Annotated in this window: 13 protein-coding genes and 1 pseudogene; 9 read left to right on the top strand and 5 right to left on the bottom strand. The window is 71.9% G+C overall.

Annotation, left to right across the window (positions count from 1 at the left end; all coding sequences use genetic code 11):
* Positions 1 to 159: 159 nt before the first annotated feature.
* The 6 genes from AB0L56_RS09095 to AB0L56_RS09120 all read left to right on the top strand — a co-directional run bounded on the left by AB0L56_RS09095 (position 160) and on the right by AB0L56_RS09120 (position 9234).
* A complete protein-coding gene (locus AB0L56_RS09095; RefSeq protein WP_365420601.1) occupies positions 160 to 1641 on the top strand; it encodes an amino acid permease in 1482 nt (493 codons plus the stop codon).
* A 10-nt stretch (positions 1642 to 1651) separates the two neighbouring features.
* Positions 1652 to 2104 carry an Lrp/AsnC family transcriptional regulator gene (locus AB0L56_RS09100; RefSeq protein ID WP_361033338.1) on the top strand — a complete coding sequence of 151 codons (453 nt, stop codon included), beginning with the start codon at positions 1652 to 1654 and terminating at the stop codon, positions 2102 to 2104.
* An 877-nt stretch (positions 2105 to 2981) separates the two neighbouring features.
* Positions 2982 to 5162, top strand: coding sequence for a bifunctional polysaccharide deacetylase/glycosyltransferase family 2 protein (locus AB0L56_RS09105; RefSeq protein WP_365420604.1), 2181 nt, complete (start codon positions 2982 to 2984; stop codon positions 5160 to 5162).
* A gap of 135 nt (positions 5163 to 5297) precedes the next feature.
* Positions 5298 to 6479, top strand: a complete 1182-nt coding sequence (locus tag AB0L56_RS09110) for an MFS transporter (protein WP_365420607.1) — start codon at positions 5298 to 5300, stop codon at positions 6477 to 6479.
* A 229-nt stretch (positions 6480 to 6708) separates the two neighbouring features.
* Positions 6709 to 7497, top strand: coding sequence for a carbon-nitrogen hydrolase family protein (locus AB0L56_RS09115; protein WP_365420610.1), 789 nt, complete (start codon positions 6709 to 6711; stop codon positions 7495 to 7497).
* A 39-nt stretch (positions 7498 to 7536) separates the two neighbouring features.
* Entirely contained in the window at positions 7537 to 9234 is a 1698-nt protein-coding gene (locus AB0L56_RS09120; RefSeq protein ID WP_361033349.1) for an NAD(P)/FAD-dependent oxidoreductase, read from the top strand.
* Positions 9235 to 9243: 9 nt separating this feature from the next.
* Here the strand turns inward: AB0L56_RS09120 and AB0L56_RS09125 are convergent.
* Both AB0L56_RS09125 and AB0L56_RS09130 read right to left on the bottom strand, forming a co-directional pair.
* Positions 9244 to 9660, bottom strand: a pseudogene (locus AB0L56_RS09125) (LLM class F420-dependent oxidoreductase); the annotation flags it as partial.
* Complete coding sequence (locus tag AB0L56_RS09130; protein WP_361033352.1) at positions 9661 to 10347, bottom strand: DUF5995 family protein; 687 nt, start codon at positions 10345 to 10347, stop codon at positions 9661 to 9663.
* Positions 10348 to 10521: 174 nt separating this feature from the next.
* Between AB0L56_RS09130 and AB0L56_RS09135 the strand changes: the two genes are divergently transcribed.
* Positions 10522 to 11640, top strand: coding sequence for a glycoside hydrolase family 6 protein (locus tag AB0L56_RS09135; RefSeq protein WP_365420699.1), 1119 nt, complete (start codon positions 10522 to 10524; stop codon positions 11638 to 11640).
* On the opposite strand, the gene AB0L56_RS09140 is transcribed toward AB0L56_RS09135, so the two are convergent.
* A complete protein-coding gene (locus tag AB0L56_RS09140; protein WP_365420615.1) occupies positions 11622 to 13016 on the bottom strand; it encodes a solute carrier family 23 protein in 1395 nt (464 codons plus the stop codon). The genes AB0L56_RS09135 and AB0L56_RS09140 overlap by 19 nt on opposite strands.
* A gap of 224 nt (positions 13017 to 13240) precedes the next feature.
* Between AB0L56_RS09140 and AB0L56_RS09145 the strand changes: the two genes are divergently transcribed.
* Positions 13241 to 13699, top strand: coding sequence for a thioesterase family protein (locus tag AB0L56_RS09145; RefSeq protein WP_365420618.1), 459 nt, complete (start codon positions 13241 to 13243; stop codon positions 13697 to 13699).
* Here AB0L56_RS09145 and AB0L56_RS09150 read toward each other — a convergent pair.
* A complete protein-coding gene (locus AB0L56_RS09150; RefSeq protein WP_365420621.1) occupies positions 13659 to 14864 on the bottom strand; it encodes an MFS transporter in 1206 nt (401 codons plus the stop codon). The two genes, AB0L56_RS09145 and AB0L56_RS09150, sit on opposite strands and share 41 nt — an antisense overlap.
* Positions 14865 to 15018: 154 nt before the next feature.
* Here AB0L56_RS09150 and AB0L56_RS09155 point away from each other — a divergent pair, with 154 nt between their 5' ends.
* Positions 15019 to 16203: an ROK family transcriptional regulator gene (locus tag AB0L56_RS09155; RefSeq protein WP_361033364.1), complete on the top strand. Its 1185-nt coding sequence runs from the start codon at positions 15019 to 15021 to the stop codon at positions 16201 to 16203.
* Positions 16204 to 16585: 382 nt separating this feature from the next.
* Here AB0L56_RS09155 and AB0L56_RS09160 read toward each other — a convergent pair whose 3' ends face one another.
* A complete protein-coding gene (locus AB0L56_RS09160) occupies positions 16586 to 17344 on the bottom strand; it encodes an NAD(P)H-binding protein (protein ID WP_361033367.1) in 759 nt (252 codons plus the stop codon).
* Positions 17345 to 17626: the final 282 nt, after the last annotated feature.

Consider the following 17626-nt stretch of genomic DNA (forward strand, 5'->3'; position numbering starts at 1 on the left):
GGAGGTACGCAAGGTTGCTGCATTTCACGAGCAACGACAAACCTCGTAGGGTTACGCGCTGTACGTGGTGCGGCGGGGGCCCGCTCGACGGGTCCCGGCTGTCGCGGGACGCTGTCGGTCCCTGCCGCGGAAGACCGGCAGCGATGAAGGAGTCAGCGCGTGCTCGACCAAGGCGCACCCCCGCACAACGGAAGTCCCGCCGCCCCGCAGTCGCCGGGGGTCGGCGGGCGCCTCATGCGCCGCAAGCCCGTGGAACGCCTGGTCGCCGAGGGTGGCCAGGGCGAGGGCGGCTCGCTGCGCCGCTCCCTGGGGCTGTGGCAGCTGACCATGATCAGCATCGGTGCCACCCTCGGCACCGGCATCTTCGTCGTGCTCGGCGAGGCCGTCCCCAAGGCGGGGCCGGCCGTCACGCTGTCCTTCGTCATAGCCGGACTGACGGCCCTCTTCTCCGCCCTCTCCTACGCCGAGCTGGCGGGCACCATCCCGGTCTCCGGCTCCTCCTACTCGTATGCATACGCAACGATGGGCGAGCTCGTCGCCTGGGTCTGCGGCTGGTGCCTGATGCTGGAGTACGGCGTGTCGGTCGCCGCCGTCGCCGTCGGCTGGGGCGAGTACCTCAACGAACTGCTCGACGGCACCATCGGCGTCACCATCCCGGCCGCGCTGTCCGCACCGCCCGGCGACGGCGGCGTCTTCAACCTGCCCGCGCTGATCGTCGTCCTGCTCGCCATGGCGTTCCTGATGGGCGGCGCCCGCGAGTCCGCCCGCGCCAACACCATCATGGTCGTCGTGAAGATCGGCGCCCTGGTGCTGTTCTGCGCCATCGGCGCCCAGGGCTTCCGCTCCGGCAACTACGAGAACTTCATGCCGCTCGGCATGGCCGGTGTCAGCGCCGCGGGGGCGACGCTCTTCTTCTCGTACATCGGCTTCGACGCGGCCTCCACCGCCGGCGAGGAGGCGAGGAACGCCCAGCGCGACCTGCCCCGCGCCATCCTGCTCTCACTCGCCATCATCACCGCGCTGTACGTCCTGGTCGCCGCCGTCGCCGTGGGTGCCAAGCCCTGGCAGCGGTTCACCGGCTCCGAGGCCGCACTCGCCCAGATCATGCGCGAGGTCACCGGCCAGACCTTCTGGGGCACGCTGCTGGCGTTCTGCGCCGTCATCGCCATCGCGAGCGTCGTCCTGACTGTGCTCTACGGGCAGACCCGCATCCTGTTCGCCATGGCCCGGGACGGGCTCGTGCCCAAGGCGTTCGCCAAGGTCAGCCCGAAGACCGGCACGCCCCGCACCAACACCCTGATCGTCTCCCTCTTCTGCGGCGTGCTCGCCGCCGCCATCCCGCTCGGCCAGCTCGCCGACGCCACCAGCATCGGCACCCTGTTCGCGTTCGCGCTGGTCAACGTGGCCGTCGTGGTGCTGCGCCGGACCCGCCCGGAGATGCCCCGCACCTTCCGGGTGCCTCTGTCGCCGGTGCTGCCCGCCGTGGGCTTCGCGTTCTGCGTGTGGATGATGGGCAGCCTGTCCACCGCCACCTGGGTGGTCTTCGGCATCTGGATGGTCGTCGGGCTCGTGTTCTACTTCCTCTACGGCTACCGCCGTTCCCGGCTCGCCGCCGCACCGGCCGCATCAGAAGCGAAGTGAACCACCCGCAGTGCTGAACGATCTCGACGAACGCATCGTGCACGCCCTTGCCGAGGACGCCCGCCGCTCCTACGCGGACATCGGCCAGCTCGTCGGCCTGTCCGCGCCCGCCGTGAAGCGGCGGGTGGACCGGCTGCGCGCCACCGGGGCCATCACCGGATTCACCGTACGCGTGGACCCCGCGGCCCTCGGCTGGGAGACGGAGGGGTTCGTCGAGATCTACTGCCGCAGCAACACGTCCCCGGAGACCATCCGGCGGGGCCTGGAGCGCTACCAGGAGGTCGTCGCCGCCTCCACCGTCACCGGTGACGCGGACGCGGTCGCCCAGGTCTTCGCCTCCGACATGCGGCACTTCGAACGGGTCCTGGAGCGCATCGCGGGTGAGCCGTTCGTGGAGCGGACCAAGTCGGTGCTGGTGCTGTCACCGCTGCTGCGGCGGTTCTCCTCGGGCTCACCGACGTAGGCAGGCCCGTACCGGCGTACGCTGGGCTCATGCTGAGTCAGGATAATTCCGGACAAAGCGGGATAGGTTCGTCGGCTGATCCGAACCTCCCCGTGTTTGTCGACTCCACCGGCAGGCGCGCGCGGATCGTCCAGCGCACCTGGTACGGCTTGGCAGGAGCGGCGGCCGCGTATCTGGCTGTACTGGCGCTCACCCTCATGGGGGCGACGCCCTTCGCGCCGAGCGCCCTGCTGCCGCCGCTGCCCGGGGAGGCCACGGCGCCGGCGATGCCGGAGCCGCAGGGCCCGGACGGGGAAACGCTCCCGCCGAGCGGGGTTCTCGACCCGGGGCGGATCGCTGCGGGAGACGTCGGCGGCGATCAGTTCGGTGCGGGAGCCTTGCTGGTTCCGCCGTCCACGTCGTCCGAGGACTCGGTCCTCGGCCCGGCGGCTCCGTTCATTCCCGGTGGTCCGGTGCCGTGGGGTCCGGGCGAAGACGACGGGGATCCGCCGTCTCCGGACGAGCCCGACGCGCCTGCCCCCGGCCCCGAGGACCCGACGGCGCCGCCGACCGGTACCGGGGACGATCCGGCGCCTCCGTCGGCTCCGGGTGATCCGTCTGGTGGGACCGATGGTCCGTCTTCGGGGACGGATGATCCGTCCGCGGGTACGGATGGTCCGTCCGCGGGGACGGATAACCCGTCTGGGGGGACGGATGACCCGTCTGGGGGTACGGACGGTCCTTCCTCGGGGACGGATGGCCCGTCTGCGGGGACGGACAGTCCTTCTTCGGGGACGGATGACCCGTCTGCGGGGACGGACAGTCCTTCTACCGGGACGGACGGTCCCTCTGCGGGCACGGATGATTCGCCCGACTCCGAGGCCCCGCCGGCGGAGTGATGGGCAGGCGCCCCCACTCGCCGGTCCGGCCCCCACCGACGACCCCGGGGCCGCGGAGGAACCGGGCGCCTCTGCCCTCCCGTCACCGCTTCCGCATCGTCGTTCCGCTCGTCCTCCTGGCCTTCGTCGTCTCCGTGCTGCTGGCCCAGGGGTACACGACGCGGACCTTCTCCGGGGACCAGGAGGGGCGCACCGCGCGGCCCCCTGCCGGGGTACCCCGCGAGGTCGCCGACGGCGGCCCGGTCCTGGACACCACCCGCGGCAGCCTCAACACCTACCGCCCGCCCGACCGGACCGTGGTCCTCACCTTCGACGACGGCCCCGACCCCGTGTGGACGCCCCGCATCCGGGCCGTCCTCGACCGGCACGGCACACCCGGCACCTTCTTCGTCACCGGACAGCAGGCGGTCCATCACCCCGGGGTCCTGCGCGACGTCATCCGCTCCGGTCACGAGATCGGCGTCCACACCTTCTCCCACCCGGACCTGTCCACCCGTTCCGAGAGCGACATCGACCGCGAGATGGCGCTGACCCAGCTCGCCCTCGCCGGGGCCGCGGGCGTCAACAGCTCGCTCCTGCGGATGCCCTACTCCTCCACCACCGCCGCACTGGACGGGGCGGACTGGTCCGCCGCACGGCACCTGGGTGACAAGGGCTACGTCCTGTCCTTCATCGACCAGGACACCAGGGACTGGCAGCGCCCGGGAGCCCGCGCGATCGCCGACGCGGCCGCCCCGAGCGCGCCGGGCCGCGGCATGGTCGTCCTCCTGCACGACGCGGGAGGGGACCGGTCCCAGACCGTCGCGGCCCTCGACATCCTGATCCCCAGGCTCCAGGCCGAGGGCTACCGCTTCACCACCCTCGCCGACGTCCTCGGCACCGACAGCCTCAGCAGCCCCGTCGACACCGGCACCCTGTGGAAGGGACGTGTGTTCGTGGCCGCCGTGAGCGTGTCCGGGGCGACGATGTCCGTCCTCGGCGTGCTGCTGCTCACCGTCGGCATCCTCGTCCTCGGCCGGTGCGCACTGCTGCTCGTCCTCGCCCGTCACCACGCCCGCCGGCGTCCGCGCGTGCACCCTGGCGCATCCGTGACGCGGCCGGTCAGTGTCGTCGTACCCGCGCACAACGAGAAGCTGTGCATCGCCAAGACGCTCCGTTCGCTCGCGGCCGGCGACCACCCCGTCGAGATCATCGTCGTGGACGACGGCTCCGACGACGGCACCGCCGACATCGCGGAGTCGCTCCGACTCGACGCGGTCACCGTCGTACGGCAGCCGAACCGCGGCAAGGCCTCCGCCCTCAACACCGGCGTCCGGCGGGCCTCCCACGACCTCGTCGTCATGCTCGACGCGGACACGGTCTTCGCCCCCTCGACCGTACGACGCCTCGTCCAGCCGTTCGCCGACCCGGCCGTCGGCGCCACCGCGGGCAACGCCAAGGTCGGCAACCGCCGCGGTCTGCTCGGCCGTTGGCAGCACATCGAGTACGTCATGGGCTTCAACCTCGACCGCCGCATGTACGACCTGCTGAGCTGCATGCCCACCATCCCCGGCGCCGTGGGTGCCTTTCGCGTCACGGCCCTGCGGGAGGCCGGGACGATGAGCGACGACACCCTCGCCGAGGACACCGACATCACCATGGCCCTGCACCGGGCCGGGTGGCAGGTCCGCTACGTCGAGGACGCGCTCGCCTGGACCGAGGTGCCGGCCTCTCTGCGGCAACTGTGGCGCCAACGCTACCGATGGAGCTACGGCACCATGCAGGCCGCCTGGAAACACCGGCACGCGCTGGTCGAGCGCGGCCACGCGGGGCACTTCGGGCGCCTCGGCCTGCCGCTGCTGGCCGTGTTCCAGATCGTCACCCCGCTCCTCGCCCCGCTCATCGACCTGCTGATGGTCTACGGCCTGGTGTTCGGCAACCCGCTCACCACGATGCTTGCCTGGACGGGTGTGCTGGCCGTGCAGACCGTCTGCGCGGCTTATGCCTTCCGCCTCGACGGGGAGAGCCTCCGGCCGCTGTGGGCGCTCCCGTTGCAGCAGGTGGTGTACCGCCAGCTCATGTACCTGGTGCTTCTCCAGGCCTGCCTGACCGCTGTCAACGGCTACCGGCTGCCCTGGCAGCGTCTGAAGCGCAGCGGTGATGTGGTGCTGCCGCCTGCGATGTCTGCGCGGGGGCGGTGAGCGGTGGGTGTGGGGGGCTAGCATGGGTGTCATGATCTGGCGACATTGATCCACCAGTCGGGCCGCCCGAGGGCCGCCTCGGACGCCGTACGTCCTCCACGTCCGGTGTCCGAACTGCCCTTTCGGGAAGGCCTCATGACTCTCACGCCCACGCGTGCCTCCGACGTCCGTGTGCGACGGCTGACGACCACGCTGTACGGCTACTCGTTCCTCGAAGAATTCGTTCTGCTGTACCCGGTGTACGCGCTGCTGTTCAGCGACACCGGGCTGTCCGTCTGGCAGATCTCCTCCCTGTTCGCCCTCTGGTCGATCACCGGCGTGCTGCTGGAGGTCCCCTCCGGGGCCTGGGCCGACACGGTCTCCCGCCGGCTGCTGCTGTGGCTCGGCCCGCTGCTGACCGCTGCCGGCCTCGCCCTGTGGGTCCTGCTGCCGTCGTACGGCGCCTTCGCCCTCGGCTTCGTGCTGTGGGGCGCCGGCGGTGCGCTCGGGTCCGGTGCGCTGGAGGCGCTGGTCTACGACGAGCTGGAACGGCTCGACGCGGCTGGGGACTACGCCCGGATCATGGGACGGGCCCGGGCCGCCGGTCTGGTCGCCGTGATGGCGGCGATGGGACTCGCCGGTCCCGTGCTCACCTGGGGCGGGCACGCCGCCGTCGGCGCCGCGAGCGTGCTGGTGTGTCTGCTGACAGCCGCCACGGCGCTGCGGTTCCCGGAGCACCGCACCCCCGCCGACGGGCACGGGTCCTGGACCGGGACCCTGCGCGCCGGGCTCGCGGAGGCGCGCGCCGACCGGTCCGTGCGGGGGGCGCTGCTGCTGGTCGCGGCCGTGAGCGCGGTGTGGGGCGCCCTCGACGAGTACACGCCGCTGCTGGTCCGCGACACCGGTGTCGCGGACGGGACGGTGCCGTATCTGCTGTTGGTGATCTGGGCCGGTGCCACGGCCGGGAGCCTGTTGGCGGGTGAGGGTGAGCGGCTCGGTAGACGTGGTCTCGCGGCGCTGCTGGCCGGTGCCGGTCTGGCGCTGGTCCTCGGCGCGGCCGACGGCACTCCGTGGGGGCTGGTCCTCGTCGCTCTCGCCTTCGGCGGGTTCCAGGCGGCGACCGTGCTGGCCGACGCCCGGCTGCAGCGGCGCATCGAGGACTCCGGGCGGGCGACGCTGACCTCGGTCGCGGGGCTGGGAACGGAGCTGGCGACGGTCGGCACGTTCGGCGTCTACGCGCTGATCGCCTCGGGGCACGCGCACAGCACGGCCTTCGCGGTACTCGCGGTGCCGTACCTGGCGACGGCGGCGCTGCTGTTCGCGAAGGCGCGGGCGTGACGCCTGCGGCGATCTGCGGGTGGGGTGGGGGCTTGGGTAGCGCCCACGGTGGGTGGGTGGTGCGGGGCCGGGTCCGGCGCTGCTGTTCGGCAACGAATCGCCGCCAACCCCACCCCCGACGCAACAAACCCCTCACCAGCACGCAACGGCTCCTCCTTGTCCCCCCGAGCCGCCCGACCGTACCGTCTACCTGGCCCCCAAAACCCCCGCGTACCCGTGAGGAACACGCATGCGCACCGCCCTGCTCCAGAGCTCCGGCCGGCCCGGATCCGTCGCCGAGAACCTCAAGGTCCTCGACGACGCAGCCGCCCGCGCCGCCGCCGCAGGCGCCGCGCTGCTCGTCACCCCGGAACTGTTCCTGACCGGATACGCCATCGGCGACGATCTCCGCCGGCTCGCCGAGCCCGCCGACGGCGACGCCGCCGACGCGATCGCGGAGACCGCCGCCCGGCACCGCCTCGCCGTCGCCTACGGCTACCCGGAGCGCGCCGGCGACACGGTGTACAACTCCGTCCAGCTCGTCTCCGCCGACGGCACCCACCTCGCGAACTACCGCAAGACGCACTTGTACGGCTCCTTGGAGCGGGACCACTTCACCCCGGGCGAGCAGACTGTCGTCCAGGCCCAGCTCGACGGCCTCACCGTCGGCCTGATGATCTGCTACGACGTCGAGTTCCCGGAGAACGTCCGCGCCCACGCCCTCGCCGGCACCGACCTTCTGCTGGTGCCCACGGCGCAGCTCCACCCCTTCCAGTTCGTCGCCGAAGCCGTCGTGCCGGTCCGAGCGTTCGAGAACCAGATGTACATCGCGTACGTCAACCGGGTCGGCCAGGAGGGCGAGTTCGAGTTCGTCGGCCTGTCCACACTCGCCGCCCCCGACGGAGTCGCCCGCACCCGGGCCGGGCGCACCGAGGAACTCGTCCTCGCCGACGCCGACCCCGTGTTCCTCGCCGCCTCCCGCGAGAACAACCCGTATCTCCAGGACCGCCGCCCCGCCCTTTACGGGTCCCTCGTCTGAACCTCCCCCGTACCACCCCCGCAAGGAGTCCGTACCCCCATGACGTCCACGGTGCCCAACGCCGTCGAGCACACCGACGAGCAGCAGCCGCCGATCACCATGTTCGGCCCGGACTTCCCGTACGCGTACGACGACTTCCTCGCCCATCCAGCCGGTCTCGGGCAGGTGCCCGCCACCGAGCACGGCACCGAGGTCGCCGTCATCGGCGGCGGTCTCTCCGGCATCGTCGCCGCGTACGAGCTGATGAAAATGGGGCTCAAGCCGGTGGTCTACGAGGCCGACCGGATCGGCGGGCGGCTGCGGACCGTGGGGTTCGAGGGCTGTGACCCCGCGCTGACCGCCGAGATGGGCGCCATGCGCTTCCCGCCGTCCTCCACCGCCCTCCAGCACTACATCGACCTGGTGGGACTTCGCACCCGGGCCTTTCCCAACCCTCTCGCCGAGGCCACGCCTTCCACCGTTGTGGACCTCAAGGGCGAGTCGCACTACGCCGAGACGCTTGACGATCTGCCGCAGGTCTACCGGGACGTCGCCGACGCCTGGGCGCGGTGCCTGGAGGAGGGTGCCGACTTCTCCGACATGAACCGGGCCCTGCGCGAGCGGGACGTGCCGCGCATCCGGGAGATCTGGGCGAAGCTGGTCGAGAAGCTCGACAACCAGACCTTCTACGGGTTCCTCTGTGAGTCGGAGGCCTTCAAGTCCTTCCGGCACCGGGAGATCTTCGGGCAGGTCGGGTTCGGGACCGGCGGGTGGGACACCGACTTCCCCAACTCCATCCTGGAGATTCTGCGGGTCGTCTACACCGAGGCCGACGACCATCACCGCGGCATCGTCGGCGGCTCCCAGCAGCTGCCCCTGCGGCTGTGGGAGCGGGAGCCGGAGAAGATCGTCCACTGGCCCTTCGGCACCTCGCTGAAGTCCCTCCACGTGGACGGCGAGCCGCGCCCGGCCGTGACCCGGCTCACCCGCACCGCGGGCAACCGGATCACGGTGACGGACGCCGACGGCGACATCCGCACGTATCGGGCGGCGATCTTCACCGCCCAGTCCTGGATGCTGCTCTCCAAGATCGCCTGCGACGACTCGCTCTTCCCCATCGATCACTGGACCGCCATCGAGCGGACCCACTACATGGAGAGCTCCAAGCTCTTCGTGCCCGTGGACCGGCCGTTCTGGCTCGACAAGGACGAGGAGACCGGGCGGGACGTCATGTCGATGACGCTCACCGACCGGATGACGCGTGGGACGTACCTGCTGGACGACGGTCCCGACAAGCCGGCCGTGATCTGTCTGTCGTACACCTGGTGCGACGACAGCCTGAAGTGGCTGCCGCTGTCCGCGAACGAGCGGATGGAGGTCATGCTGAAGTCGCTCGGCGAGATCTACCCCAAGGTCGACATCAGGAAGCACATCATCGGCAACCCGGTGACCGTCTCCTGGGAGAACGAGCCCTACTTCATGGGTGCGTTCAAGGCCAATCTGCCCGGCCACTACCGCTACCAGCGGCGCCTGTTCACCCACTTCATGCAGGAGGCGCTGCCGGAGGACAAGCGGGGCATCTTCCTCGCCGGTGACGACATCTCCTGGACGGCGGGCTGGGCCGAGGGTGCTGTCCAGACCGCGCTGAACGCGGTCTGGGGTGTGATGCACCACCTCGGCGGCGAGACCGACCCGGCCAACCCGGGCCCGGGCGACCTCTACGACGAGATCGCCCCGGTCGAACTCCCGGAGGACTGACCCCGATCGGACGCCGGCGGCCCGTGCCTTCTCGTACACCTCGGCGGCGACGTCCTTGAGTTCTTCGGCGTCACGCGTGGAGCTCTGCAGGTCGATCAGCATCTCGTCCGGACCGGTCGCGGCGTGCGCGACCAGGTCCTCGACGATCTGGTCGACGCCGCCGTGGAAGGGCCGCCGGTCCGCTCCCGTCCGGCTCCCCGGCGAGTACACCGTGTTCACCCGCAGCACCGTGCGCAGCGGCTCGGTGCGCCCGCGTTCGGCGGCCAGTTCCTGCAACGGCCGCCACTGCGCGGTCAGGGCCTCGACGGCCATGCCGGTGGGCATCCAGGCGTCGGCGTGGTCGACGACCCGCCGCCGGGCCCTGGCGCTGCCCGCGGGCAGCAGGACCGGAATCGGCCGGGCGGGCTTCGCACCCACCACGGCCGATCAGTCAGGCAGTGGGGTGAGCAGCATGCGGCCGGCGAAACCCACCGCCGTGTCCAGTCGCTCGGTGAACTCACCGGCGATGTCCGGCAGTCCGCGCAGCGCCCACAGGGCACGTGCCGCCGTCCATGCGGCGTCCCGGGCGCGTTCCAGGCTCCACGCGCCGAGCAGATGGGTCAGCGGATCGGCGATCCGCAGCAGATCGGGGCCCGGCGTCAGTTCCTCGCGGATGCGTTCCTCCAGCGAGAGAAGGAGATCGCCGACCCGGTCGAACTCGTCTTCCAGGTCGACGGGTTCGCAGGTCAGCGTACGACAGGTGTCCACGACGGCCAGCGCCAGATCGTGGCCGATGTGCGCGTTGATGCCCGCGAGCGCGAACTGCAGCGGACGTACGCCCGGATGGTGCCGGAACGCGAACAACGGACGCCAGCAGGCCGGTGGCCGCCGTTCCTCCAACACCGCGTCGACCGCGGCCAGATAGCGCTCCGCGAACCGCACGTCCAGCGCGATCGCCGCCCGCGCGTCCGGGAATCGTCCGGCGTCGATGCGCCGGTCCACGGCCTCCGTCACGGCGAGGTAGACACGGTTGAAGACCGCCACCCCGTCCCCCGCCGGCAGGGCCGCGTCCAGGGCGCGCAAACGGGAGACGACCCCGTCCACGGGAGTCGGGACTTGTTCGCCTTGCGCCATGAGCGCAGAGTGGCACCTTTAGGGTGGTGCCAGTGGCGGCGGGCCCGACGCTTCCCCGGAACGGGGGAACGCACACCGCCGTGGGGGAGGGGGAGCAGTACTGTGCCAGGCTCGCGTGCCCAGCGCCTGTCCACACAAAGAGCGGAGCGCCGCCGTGCCGCCCGTCGCGGCACGATGGTCGCCGCGGCCTCCGTCGTGGTCGCCGTCGGCACGGCCACCGGGATGATCTCGGCGATCGGTCAGGGGCGCGGTGCGGACGAGGCCCGTCCCGAGGTCTCCGCGTCGCCGCGCCTGCAACCGCTGCCCGCCGTGCCGTCGCCCTCCCCGTCGGCCACCGCGTCCCCGTCGCCGACGGCCAGTGCGAAGAAGAAGGCGAGTCCCAAGCCGTCCTCCTCCAGGACCGAGAAGAAACGGCAGGCCACGGCCGTGTCCACCCGTCTGTACCGGCACCCCGAGAGCCAGGTCCTGGACTGGGTCCGGGCCAACCCCGGTGATTCGCGCCGCGCGGTCATAGAGTCCCGGATTGCCGATCAGCCGGCGGCCGTCTGGTTCGCCGACTACTCGCCGGACTCGATCATGTCCCGGGTGCGCGCCGTGGCGTCCGGCGGCGCCGCCCAGGGCCGGACGCCGGTCCTCGTGCCGTACGCGATCCCCGACCGCGACTGCGGCGGGCACTCCCAGGGCGGAGCACCCGATCTGGGTGCCTACGACGCGTGGATCGACCGCTTCGCCGCCGGACTGGGCAGCGGCGAGGTCATCGTGATCCTCGAGCCCGACTCGATCGCCCAGTCCGAATGCCTCTCCGCCGGACAGCGCGCCGACCGCTTCGCCTCGCTGGCCCGCGCCGGACGGGTGATGAAGCAGGCCAACCCCCGGGCCCGGGTCTACTTCGACGCCGGGCACTCCGGCTGGAACGCGCCGGCGAAGCAGGCGGGTTGGCTGCGGCAGGCCGGGGCCGCCTCGGCCGCCTCCTCCGACGGCATCTTCAGCAACGTCTCCAACTTCCACAGCACAGCCGACGAGATCGCCTACGACCGTGCCGTGCTCGACGCCCTCGGCGGCCCGTCGACCCTCGGCGCGGTCATCGACACCAGCCGCAACGGCAACGGCGCGCCGGCGGACGGCGAGTGGTGCGACCCGGCGGGCCGCAAGCTCGGCCGGACCCCGACGCTGAGCACCGGCGAGGCCGGGATCCACGGCTATCTGTGGGTGAAGCTCCCCGGCGAGTCGGACGGCTGCAAGGGAGCGCCGGGCACCTTCACCCCGTCGTACGCCTACGACTTGGCGCGCTGACCTTCCGCGTCGTAGGAGGACGTGCCCTCGTCGAGCAGCGGCTCCTGCGTCTTGAGGTGGGCGGGGGCGAAGGCGCGCAGCGCGTGGTAGCCGGTGATGACCACCAGCGTGCCCAGGGCGATACCGCTGAGCGAGAAGGTGTCGGTGAACTCCATCGAGACATTGCCGACGCCGATGATGATGCCCGCCGCGGCCGGTACGAGATTCAGCGGATTGCGCAGATCCACCTTGGCGTTGGTCCAGATCTGGGCGCCGAGCAGGCCGATCATGCCGTAGAGGATCACCGTGATCCCGCCGAGCACCCCGCCCGGAATGGCCGCCACGACCGCGCCGAACTTCGGGCAGAGGCCGAACAGCAGGGCGAAACCGGCGGCGGCCCAGTACGCGGCCGTGGAGTACACGCGCGTCGCGGCCATCACGCCGATGTTCTCCGAGTAGGTGGTGTTCGGCGGGCCGCCGACGGCGGTCGACAGCATGGAGCCGACACCGTCGGCGGAGATGGCCGTGCCGAGCTTGTCGTCGAGGTTGTCGCCGGTCATCTCGCCGACCGCCTTGACATGCCCTGCGTTCTCGGCGATCAGCGCGATGACCACCGGCAGGGCGACCAGGATCGCCGACCACTCGAAGGACGGGCCGTGCAGGTCCGGCAGGCCGATCCAGTCGGCCCGGCCCACCCCGGACAGGTCGAGGCGCCAGTGGTCGGTGACCTTGCCGCTCGCGTCCGCCGAGTGGATCTGCCCGAAGATCCGGTCCTGCGCCCAGGACAGGGCGTACCCGAAGACCAGACCGAGGAAGATCGCGATCCGGGACCAGAAGCCGCGCAGACAGACCACGGCCAGACCGGTGAACAGCATCACGAACAGGGCCGTCCACTGGTCCTGCGGCCAGTAGGTGGCGGCGGTCACCGGCGCCAGGTTGAAGCCGATCAGCATCACCACCGCGCCGGTCACGATCGGCGGCATCGTGGCGTGGATGATCCGTGCCCCGAAGCGCCGCACCGCCAGACCCACCAGGAACAGCGCGGCCCCGACCACGAACACCGCGCCCGTGACGGTGGCGCTGGACCCGCCCTGCGCCCGGATCACCGCGGCGACGCCGACGAAGGAGAGAGAACAGCCCAGGTAGCTGGGCACCCGGCCGCGGGTGGCCAGCAGGAAGACGACGGTCGCGACGCCCGACATCATGATCGCCAGGTTGGGGTCCAGACCCATGAGCACCGGGGCGACGAACGACGCCCCGAACATCGCCACGACGTGCTGGGCGCCGAGGCCCACGGTGCGGGGCCAGGAGAGCCGTTCGTCGGGGCGGACCACCGCGCCGGGGGCCGGGGTGCGTCCGTCGCCGCCGTGCAGTGTCCAGCGGACGCCGAGATCCATGGGCTGTCGCTTTCTTCGTTGTTCGTCGAGCTTGTCCGAACCATTGTGCGGGTTGCGGGGGAGTGCTTTGTGCAGGTGACCCGGTGGGTGGGGGTTGGCTGAGCGGTTGCTTAGGATGGGGGGGGGCGCCAGTGCTCGTTGTAGAGGGCACTCAGTTTGCGGCGCTCGGTTCCATGGCGCTCGGTTCCATGGCACTCAGTTCGTACGTCCCAGGAGTACCGCCCGTGACCGCCGAAGCACCGCCCGCACCCGCACTTCAGTACGGCCGGCTGATCCCCGTGACCGTTCACTTCGACGACCTCGACGCGCTGGGGCTGCTGCACAACGCCCGCTACCCTCTGCTGGTCGAGCGGGCCTGGACCGAGCTGTGGCACGACAACGGCGTCCGCTTCGAGGGCGACTGGGCCGCGGCCGGTGACGCCTGCAACGCCGTCAAGGAACTGCGCGTCACCTATGAGGCCCCGGTGACCCGGCCCGGTACCTACGCGGTCCACCTGTGGCTGGACCGGCTGGGCACCACCGGGCTCACCTACGGCTTCCGCTTCTGCTCGGCGGACGGGGCCGTCACCTACGCCCGCGGCAGCCGGGTGCTGGTGCGGCTGGACGCCGGGACACTGCGCCCGGCGCCCTGGAGCGAGGCGTTCAGGGACGCGGCTCGGGAACTGCTGCGTCCGGACGCGTGACCTTCGTACGGTCTCCGGCGCGCAGGACGCCCGCGAAGCTCGCGACGCCGCAGGACAGCACGGTCACCAGGACGAACGACACCATCAGACTGGTCGCCTGCGCCAGCAGTCCGATCGCGCTCGGGGCGATCAGCCCCGAGGTGTAGGTGATGGTCGCGACGCCCGCGATGGCCAGGCTCGGATTGGAACCGCTGCGGCCGGCGGCGGCGAAGCACAGCGGTACGACCACGGCGATGCCCAGTCCCATCAGCGCGAACCCGCCCATCGCCATCGCGGGGTGCTCGGCGAACACGATCAGCAGTCCGCCCAGCACGGCGACCACACCGCTGGCGCGGACCGTGCGCACGGCGCCGTAGCGGTCCACCACACGGTCGCCCGCGATCCGGGCGACCGCCATCGTGAGCGTGAAGCCCGTCGTGCAGGCCGCCGCGAGACCGGCCGAGGTCTCCAGCTGGTCGCGCAGATAGACCGCCGACCAGTCCAGGCTGGCGCCCTCCGCGAACACCGCGCAGAAACCGATCGCACCGATGAGCAGGGCGGAGCGGGGCGGCAGCGCGAACCGGGGCGGCGGGTCCTCGTCCTCAGCCGGCTGCAGATCGAGCACCCACGAGCAGGCGGTGACCGCCGCCACCGTCAGCGCGGCGGCGGCAAGCGCGTGGTGCAGCCGGGCGTCCGAGCCCAGGTGGGCGGCGAGTGTGCCCGCCGCCGAGCCGATCAGGGCGCCGGCGCTCCACATGCCGTGCAGCCCCGACATGATCGACTTGTTGAGACGGTTCTCCACCTCCACGCCCAGCGCGTTCATCGCCACGTCCGCCATGCCCGCCGTGGCGCCGAAGACGAACAGGGCCAGGCAGAGCGTGAGCAGGTTGGGGGCGGCCGACGGCAGGATCAGCGCGAGCGTCCACAACGCCGTCAGCCCGCGCAGCGCGGTCCGGGCGCCGAAGCGGTGGCTGACGCTCCCCGCCAGCGGCATCGCGACGGACGCGCCGAGCGCGGGGAAGGCGAGGGCGAGGCCCAGCTGACCGGCGCTCACCCCGGCGTGGTCCTGGATCCAGGGGACCCGGGTGGCGAACGAACCGGTGACGGCGCCGTGCACGGCGAACACCGCGGCCACGGCGTACCGTGCCCGCCTCACCTCGCGCTGTCCGTACACCACTGCACCCATTGAACCCGCCCCTCCGGTTGGCCGTTGTTGTTCGGCGCGGCGTAAACTATCAGGGACCCTGCCTGAAAGATAAGGGGGTTTTCGGAGCCCTCCTCGTTCGCCGCGCTGCCGGTTCCCGTGCCGACCGGTTCCGCCGATCTGGAAGGATCCCGGCATGGCCGCATCCCCGAGCACCGCCAGAGCCATCAACGACCGGCTCGCGCTGCGTCTGCTCCAGCAGGAAGGCCCGCTGACCGCGCGGCAGTTGAAACAGCTGACCGGTCTGTCCCGGCCCACCGTCGCCGACCTCGTCGAACGTCTCACCGCGGCCGGGCTCATCGCGGTGGCCGGCGAGACGGGGGAGCAGCGCCGGGGACCCAACGCCAAGCTGTACGGCATCGTCGCGGGCCGGGCTCATCTGGCCGCGCTGGACGTCCGCACCGAGGGCGTCGCCGTGATCGTGTCCGACCTCGTCGGCGAGGTGCTCGCCGAGGCGTCCCTGCCCATCACCGGGGACGCGGGGACGGGCCCCGCGGTGGAGCAGGCGGTGGCGCTGGTCGAGCGGACGGCGAAGGAGGCGGGCGTCGACCGGTTGCACACCGTGGGGATCGGGGCGCCCGGGCTGATCGACCCCGCGAGCGGCGAACTGCGCGATTCCAGCGGGCTGCCCGAGTGGCATCGCCGTCTGGTCGCCGCACTTCAGGAACGGCTGCCGGAGGCCCGGGTCAGTGTGGAGAACGAGACGAATCTCGCCGCGCTGGCTGAGCAGCGCGACGGCGCGGGCCGTGACCGGGACACGTTCGTGCTGGTGTGGCTGGGGCACGGCACCGGCGCCGCCGTGATCCTCGACGGCACCCTGCGCAGGGGTGCCTCCGGCGGCACGGGCGAGATCGGCTTCCTCCCCGTTCCGGGCACCCGGGGCCTGCCCTCGGCCACCGACTGCGCGGGCGGCTTTCACTCTTTGGTGGGCGCGGCGGCGGTCGCGGAACTGGCGGCGGAGTACGGCATCGAGGCGGAGCCCGGGATCGAACCGGCGGCGGCGGGGGCGGTGCGGACGGCCGTGGCGACGGCAGGGAGCGCCTCCGCACGCTTCCTCGACAGCCTCGCCGACCGGGTCGCGGTGGGCGTCGCGTCCGTGGTCGCACTGCTGGATCCCGGGCGTGTGGTGCTGGGCGGCGAGGTGGGACAGGCGGGCGGTGAGGCGCTGGCGGCGCGGGTGCGTGACCGGCTGGCCGTCCTCTCGCCCCTGCCCGCCGAGGTCCGCCCCAGCACCCTGGGCGGCGGCGCGGTCCTGCGCGGAGCCCTCCTGACAGCCCGCGACCAGGCCCAGAACGACCTCTTCGGCAGCCCCGGCCGCTAGCGGCCCACGGTGGGTGGGTGGGTGGTGCGGGGCCGGGTCGGGGGTGTCCGTCCTCGGACTGGCGCGACTGCGCCTGTTGCCGAAGCCGACCGGCGCGGACGCGCCACCCACTGCGGGCGAACACCCCCGCCCCGCCCCCTCCCCGCCGTAGGCGGCCCGCTGCCGCCCTCCGCGGACGGCCGCAGGCCGCTCCCGCGGCCCACTGCCGCGATCCGCGGGCAGTCGTGCCGCTGGGGCGGCACGGGTGGGCGCGACGGCACCCCGCAAGCGCCGGGCTGCGCAAACCGCCCCCGGCCCACACCAACGCAGGGCACCCTGCACAACGCCGGATGCGCAGCCCACCCCCCGGACACCAAACCATGTGAGAAGCGCAACCCCGACCTCACCGGCCCCCGGTGCCGGATCCCAACCGCGCCCGAAGGAACTCCTCGAACGTCCGCTTACCCACCGCCCGCTCCGGCGCCAAGTGCCCCCCTGCACGAAAGGCTTCGTACGCAGCACCCCGCAGCGGAACCTTCACCACCGCCCGCCGCCGCCCCGCCGCCTTCAGATACGCCCGCGCCAAGGAGTCCAACGTGCGCACCTCAGGACCGCCCATGTCGTCGACGCGCCCCGCCGGCGCACCCTGCGCCAGCTCGGCCAGGCGGCCGGCCACCTCGGTGACGTCGATCGGCTGGTCCTTCACCCGCGCCGGCAGCAACATCACCGGCAGCTTCGCCAGGCCCTGAAACAGCGTGAAGACCAGGTCGTGGAACTGGGTCGTGCGCAGCACCGTCCAGCCCATCCCGGAGCCCTCGATCAGCCGCTCCACCGCCAGCTTGGACTTGTAGTAGCCGAACGGAACCCGGTCGACGCCGACGATCGAGATGTAGACAAGATGGCCCACCCCGGCCCGCTGCGCCGCCGCGATCAGGTTGCGCGAGGCCTGCTCATCGCCCCCGCGCGCTGAGGTCGCGCAGTGCACGACCGTGTCCACGCCCGTGACGGCGGCGTCCAGCCCGGCCCCTCCCTCGCGCAGGTCGACGGCGTACGGCTGCGCGTGCCGGCTGAGCACCCGCACCTCGTGCCCGTCCGCCCGCAGCCGCTCGGTGACATGCCTGCCGAGCGTTCCGGTCCCGCCGGTCACCAGGATCGTGGTCATGCTGCTTCATCCCCTTCGGACACCGGCGCCCCCGGACGGAGCGCCCCGCGTCGGAGGACCAGCTTCGCCGGGTCCGGCAGCGAGCGCATCCGCACATGGTGAGACCCGGCGGCGGGCAAGGGCCGTCGTCACCGCCGCCGGGCCGGTCTGCAGGGCTCAGCAGGCTCCCTGGCCCGGGAGTTGGCTCGGACCCTAAGAGGACTAGACCATAGCGTCAATAGGTATGGACCAAGCTCCGGGTGGGGGCGACCGCTGGGCAGTTCCCCGCCGAGCCACGCTCGG

Source organism: Streptomyces sp. NPDC052079, assembly GCF_040680275.1.
GTDB lineage: Bacteria > Actinomycetota > Actinomycetes > Streptomycetales > Streptomycetaceae > Streptomyces.

Coding starts and splice junctions, on each gene's coding strand:
- AB0L56_RS09105 (WP_365420604.1), top strand. CDS start 2,982: ATGGGCAGGCGCCCCCACTCGCCGGTCCGGCCCCCACCGACGACCCCG.
- AB0L56_RS09110 (WP_365420607.1), top strand. CDS start 5,298: ATGACTCTCACGCCCACGCGTGCCTCCGACGTCCGTGTGCGACGGCTG.
- AB0L56_RS09115 (WP_365420610.1), top strand. CDS start 6,709: ATGCGCACCGCCCTGCTCCAGAGCTCCGGCCGGCCCGGATCCGTCGCC.
- AB0L56_RS09120 (WP_361033349.1), top strand. CDS start 7,537: ATGACGTCCACGGTGCCCAACGCCGTCGAGCACACCGACGAGCAGCAG.
- AB0L56_RS09130 (WP_361033352.1), bottom strand. CDS start 10,347: ATGGCGCAAGGCGAACAAGTCCCGACTCCCGTGGACGGGGTCGTCTCC.
- AB0L56_RS09135 (WP_365420699.1), top strand. CDS start 10,522: ATGGTCGCCGCGGCCTCCGTCGTGGTCGCCGTCGGCACGGCCACCGGG.
- AB0L56_RS09140 (WP_365420615.1), bottom strand. CDS start 13,016: ATGGATCTCGGCGTCCGCTGGACACTGCACGGCGGCGACGGACGCACC.
- AB0L56_RS09150 (WP_365420621.1), bottom strand. CDS start 14,864: ATGGGTGCAGTGGTGTACGGACAGCGCGAGGTGAGGCGGGCACGGTAC.
- AB0L56_RS09155 (WP_361033364.1), top strand. CDS start 15,019: ATGGCCGCATCCCCGAGCACCGCCAGAGCCATCAACGACCGGCTCGCG.
- AB0L56_RS09160 (WP_361033367.1), bottom strand. CDS start 17,344: ATGACCACGATCCTGGTGACCGGCGGGACCGGAACGCTCGGCAGGCAT.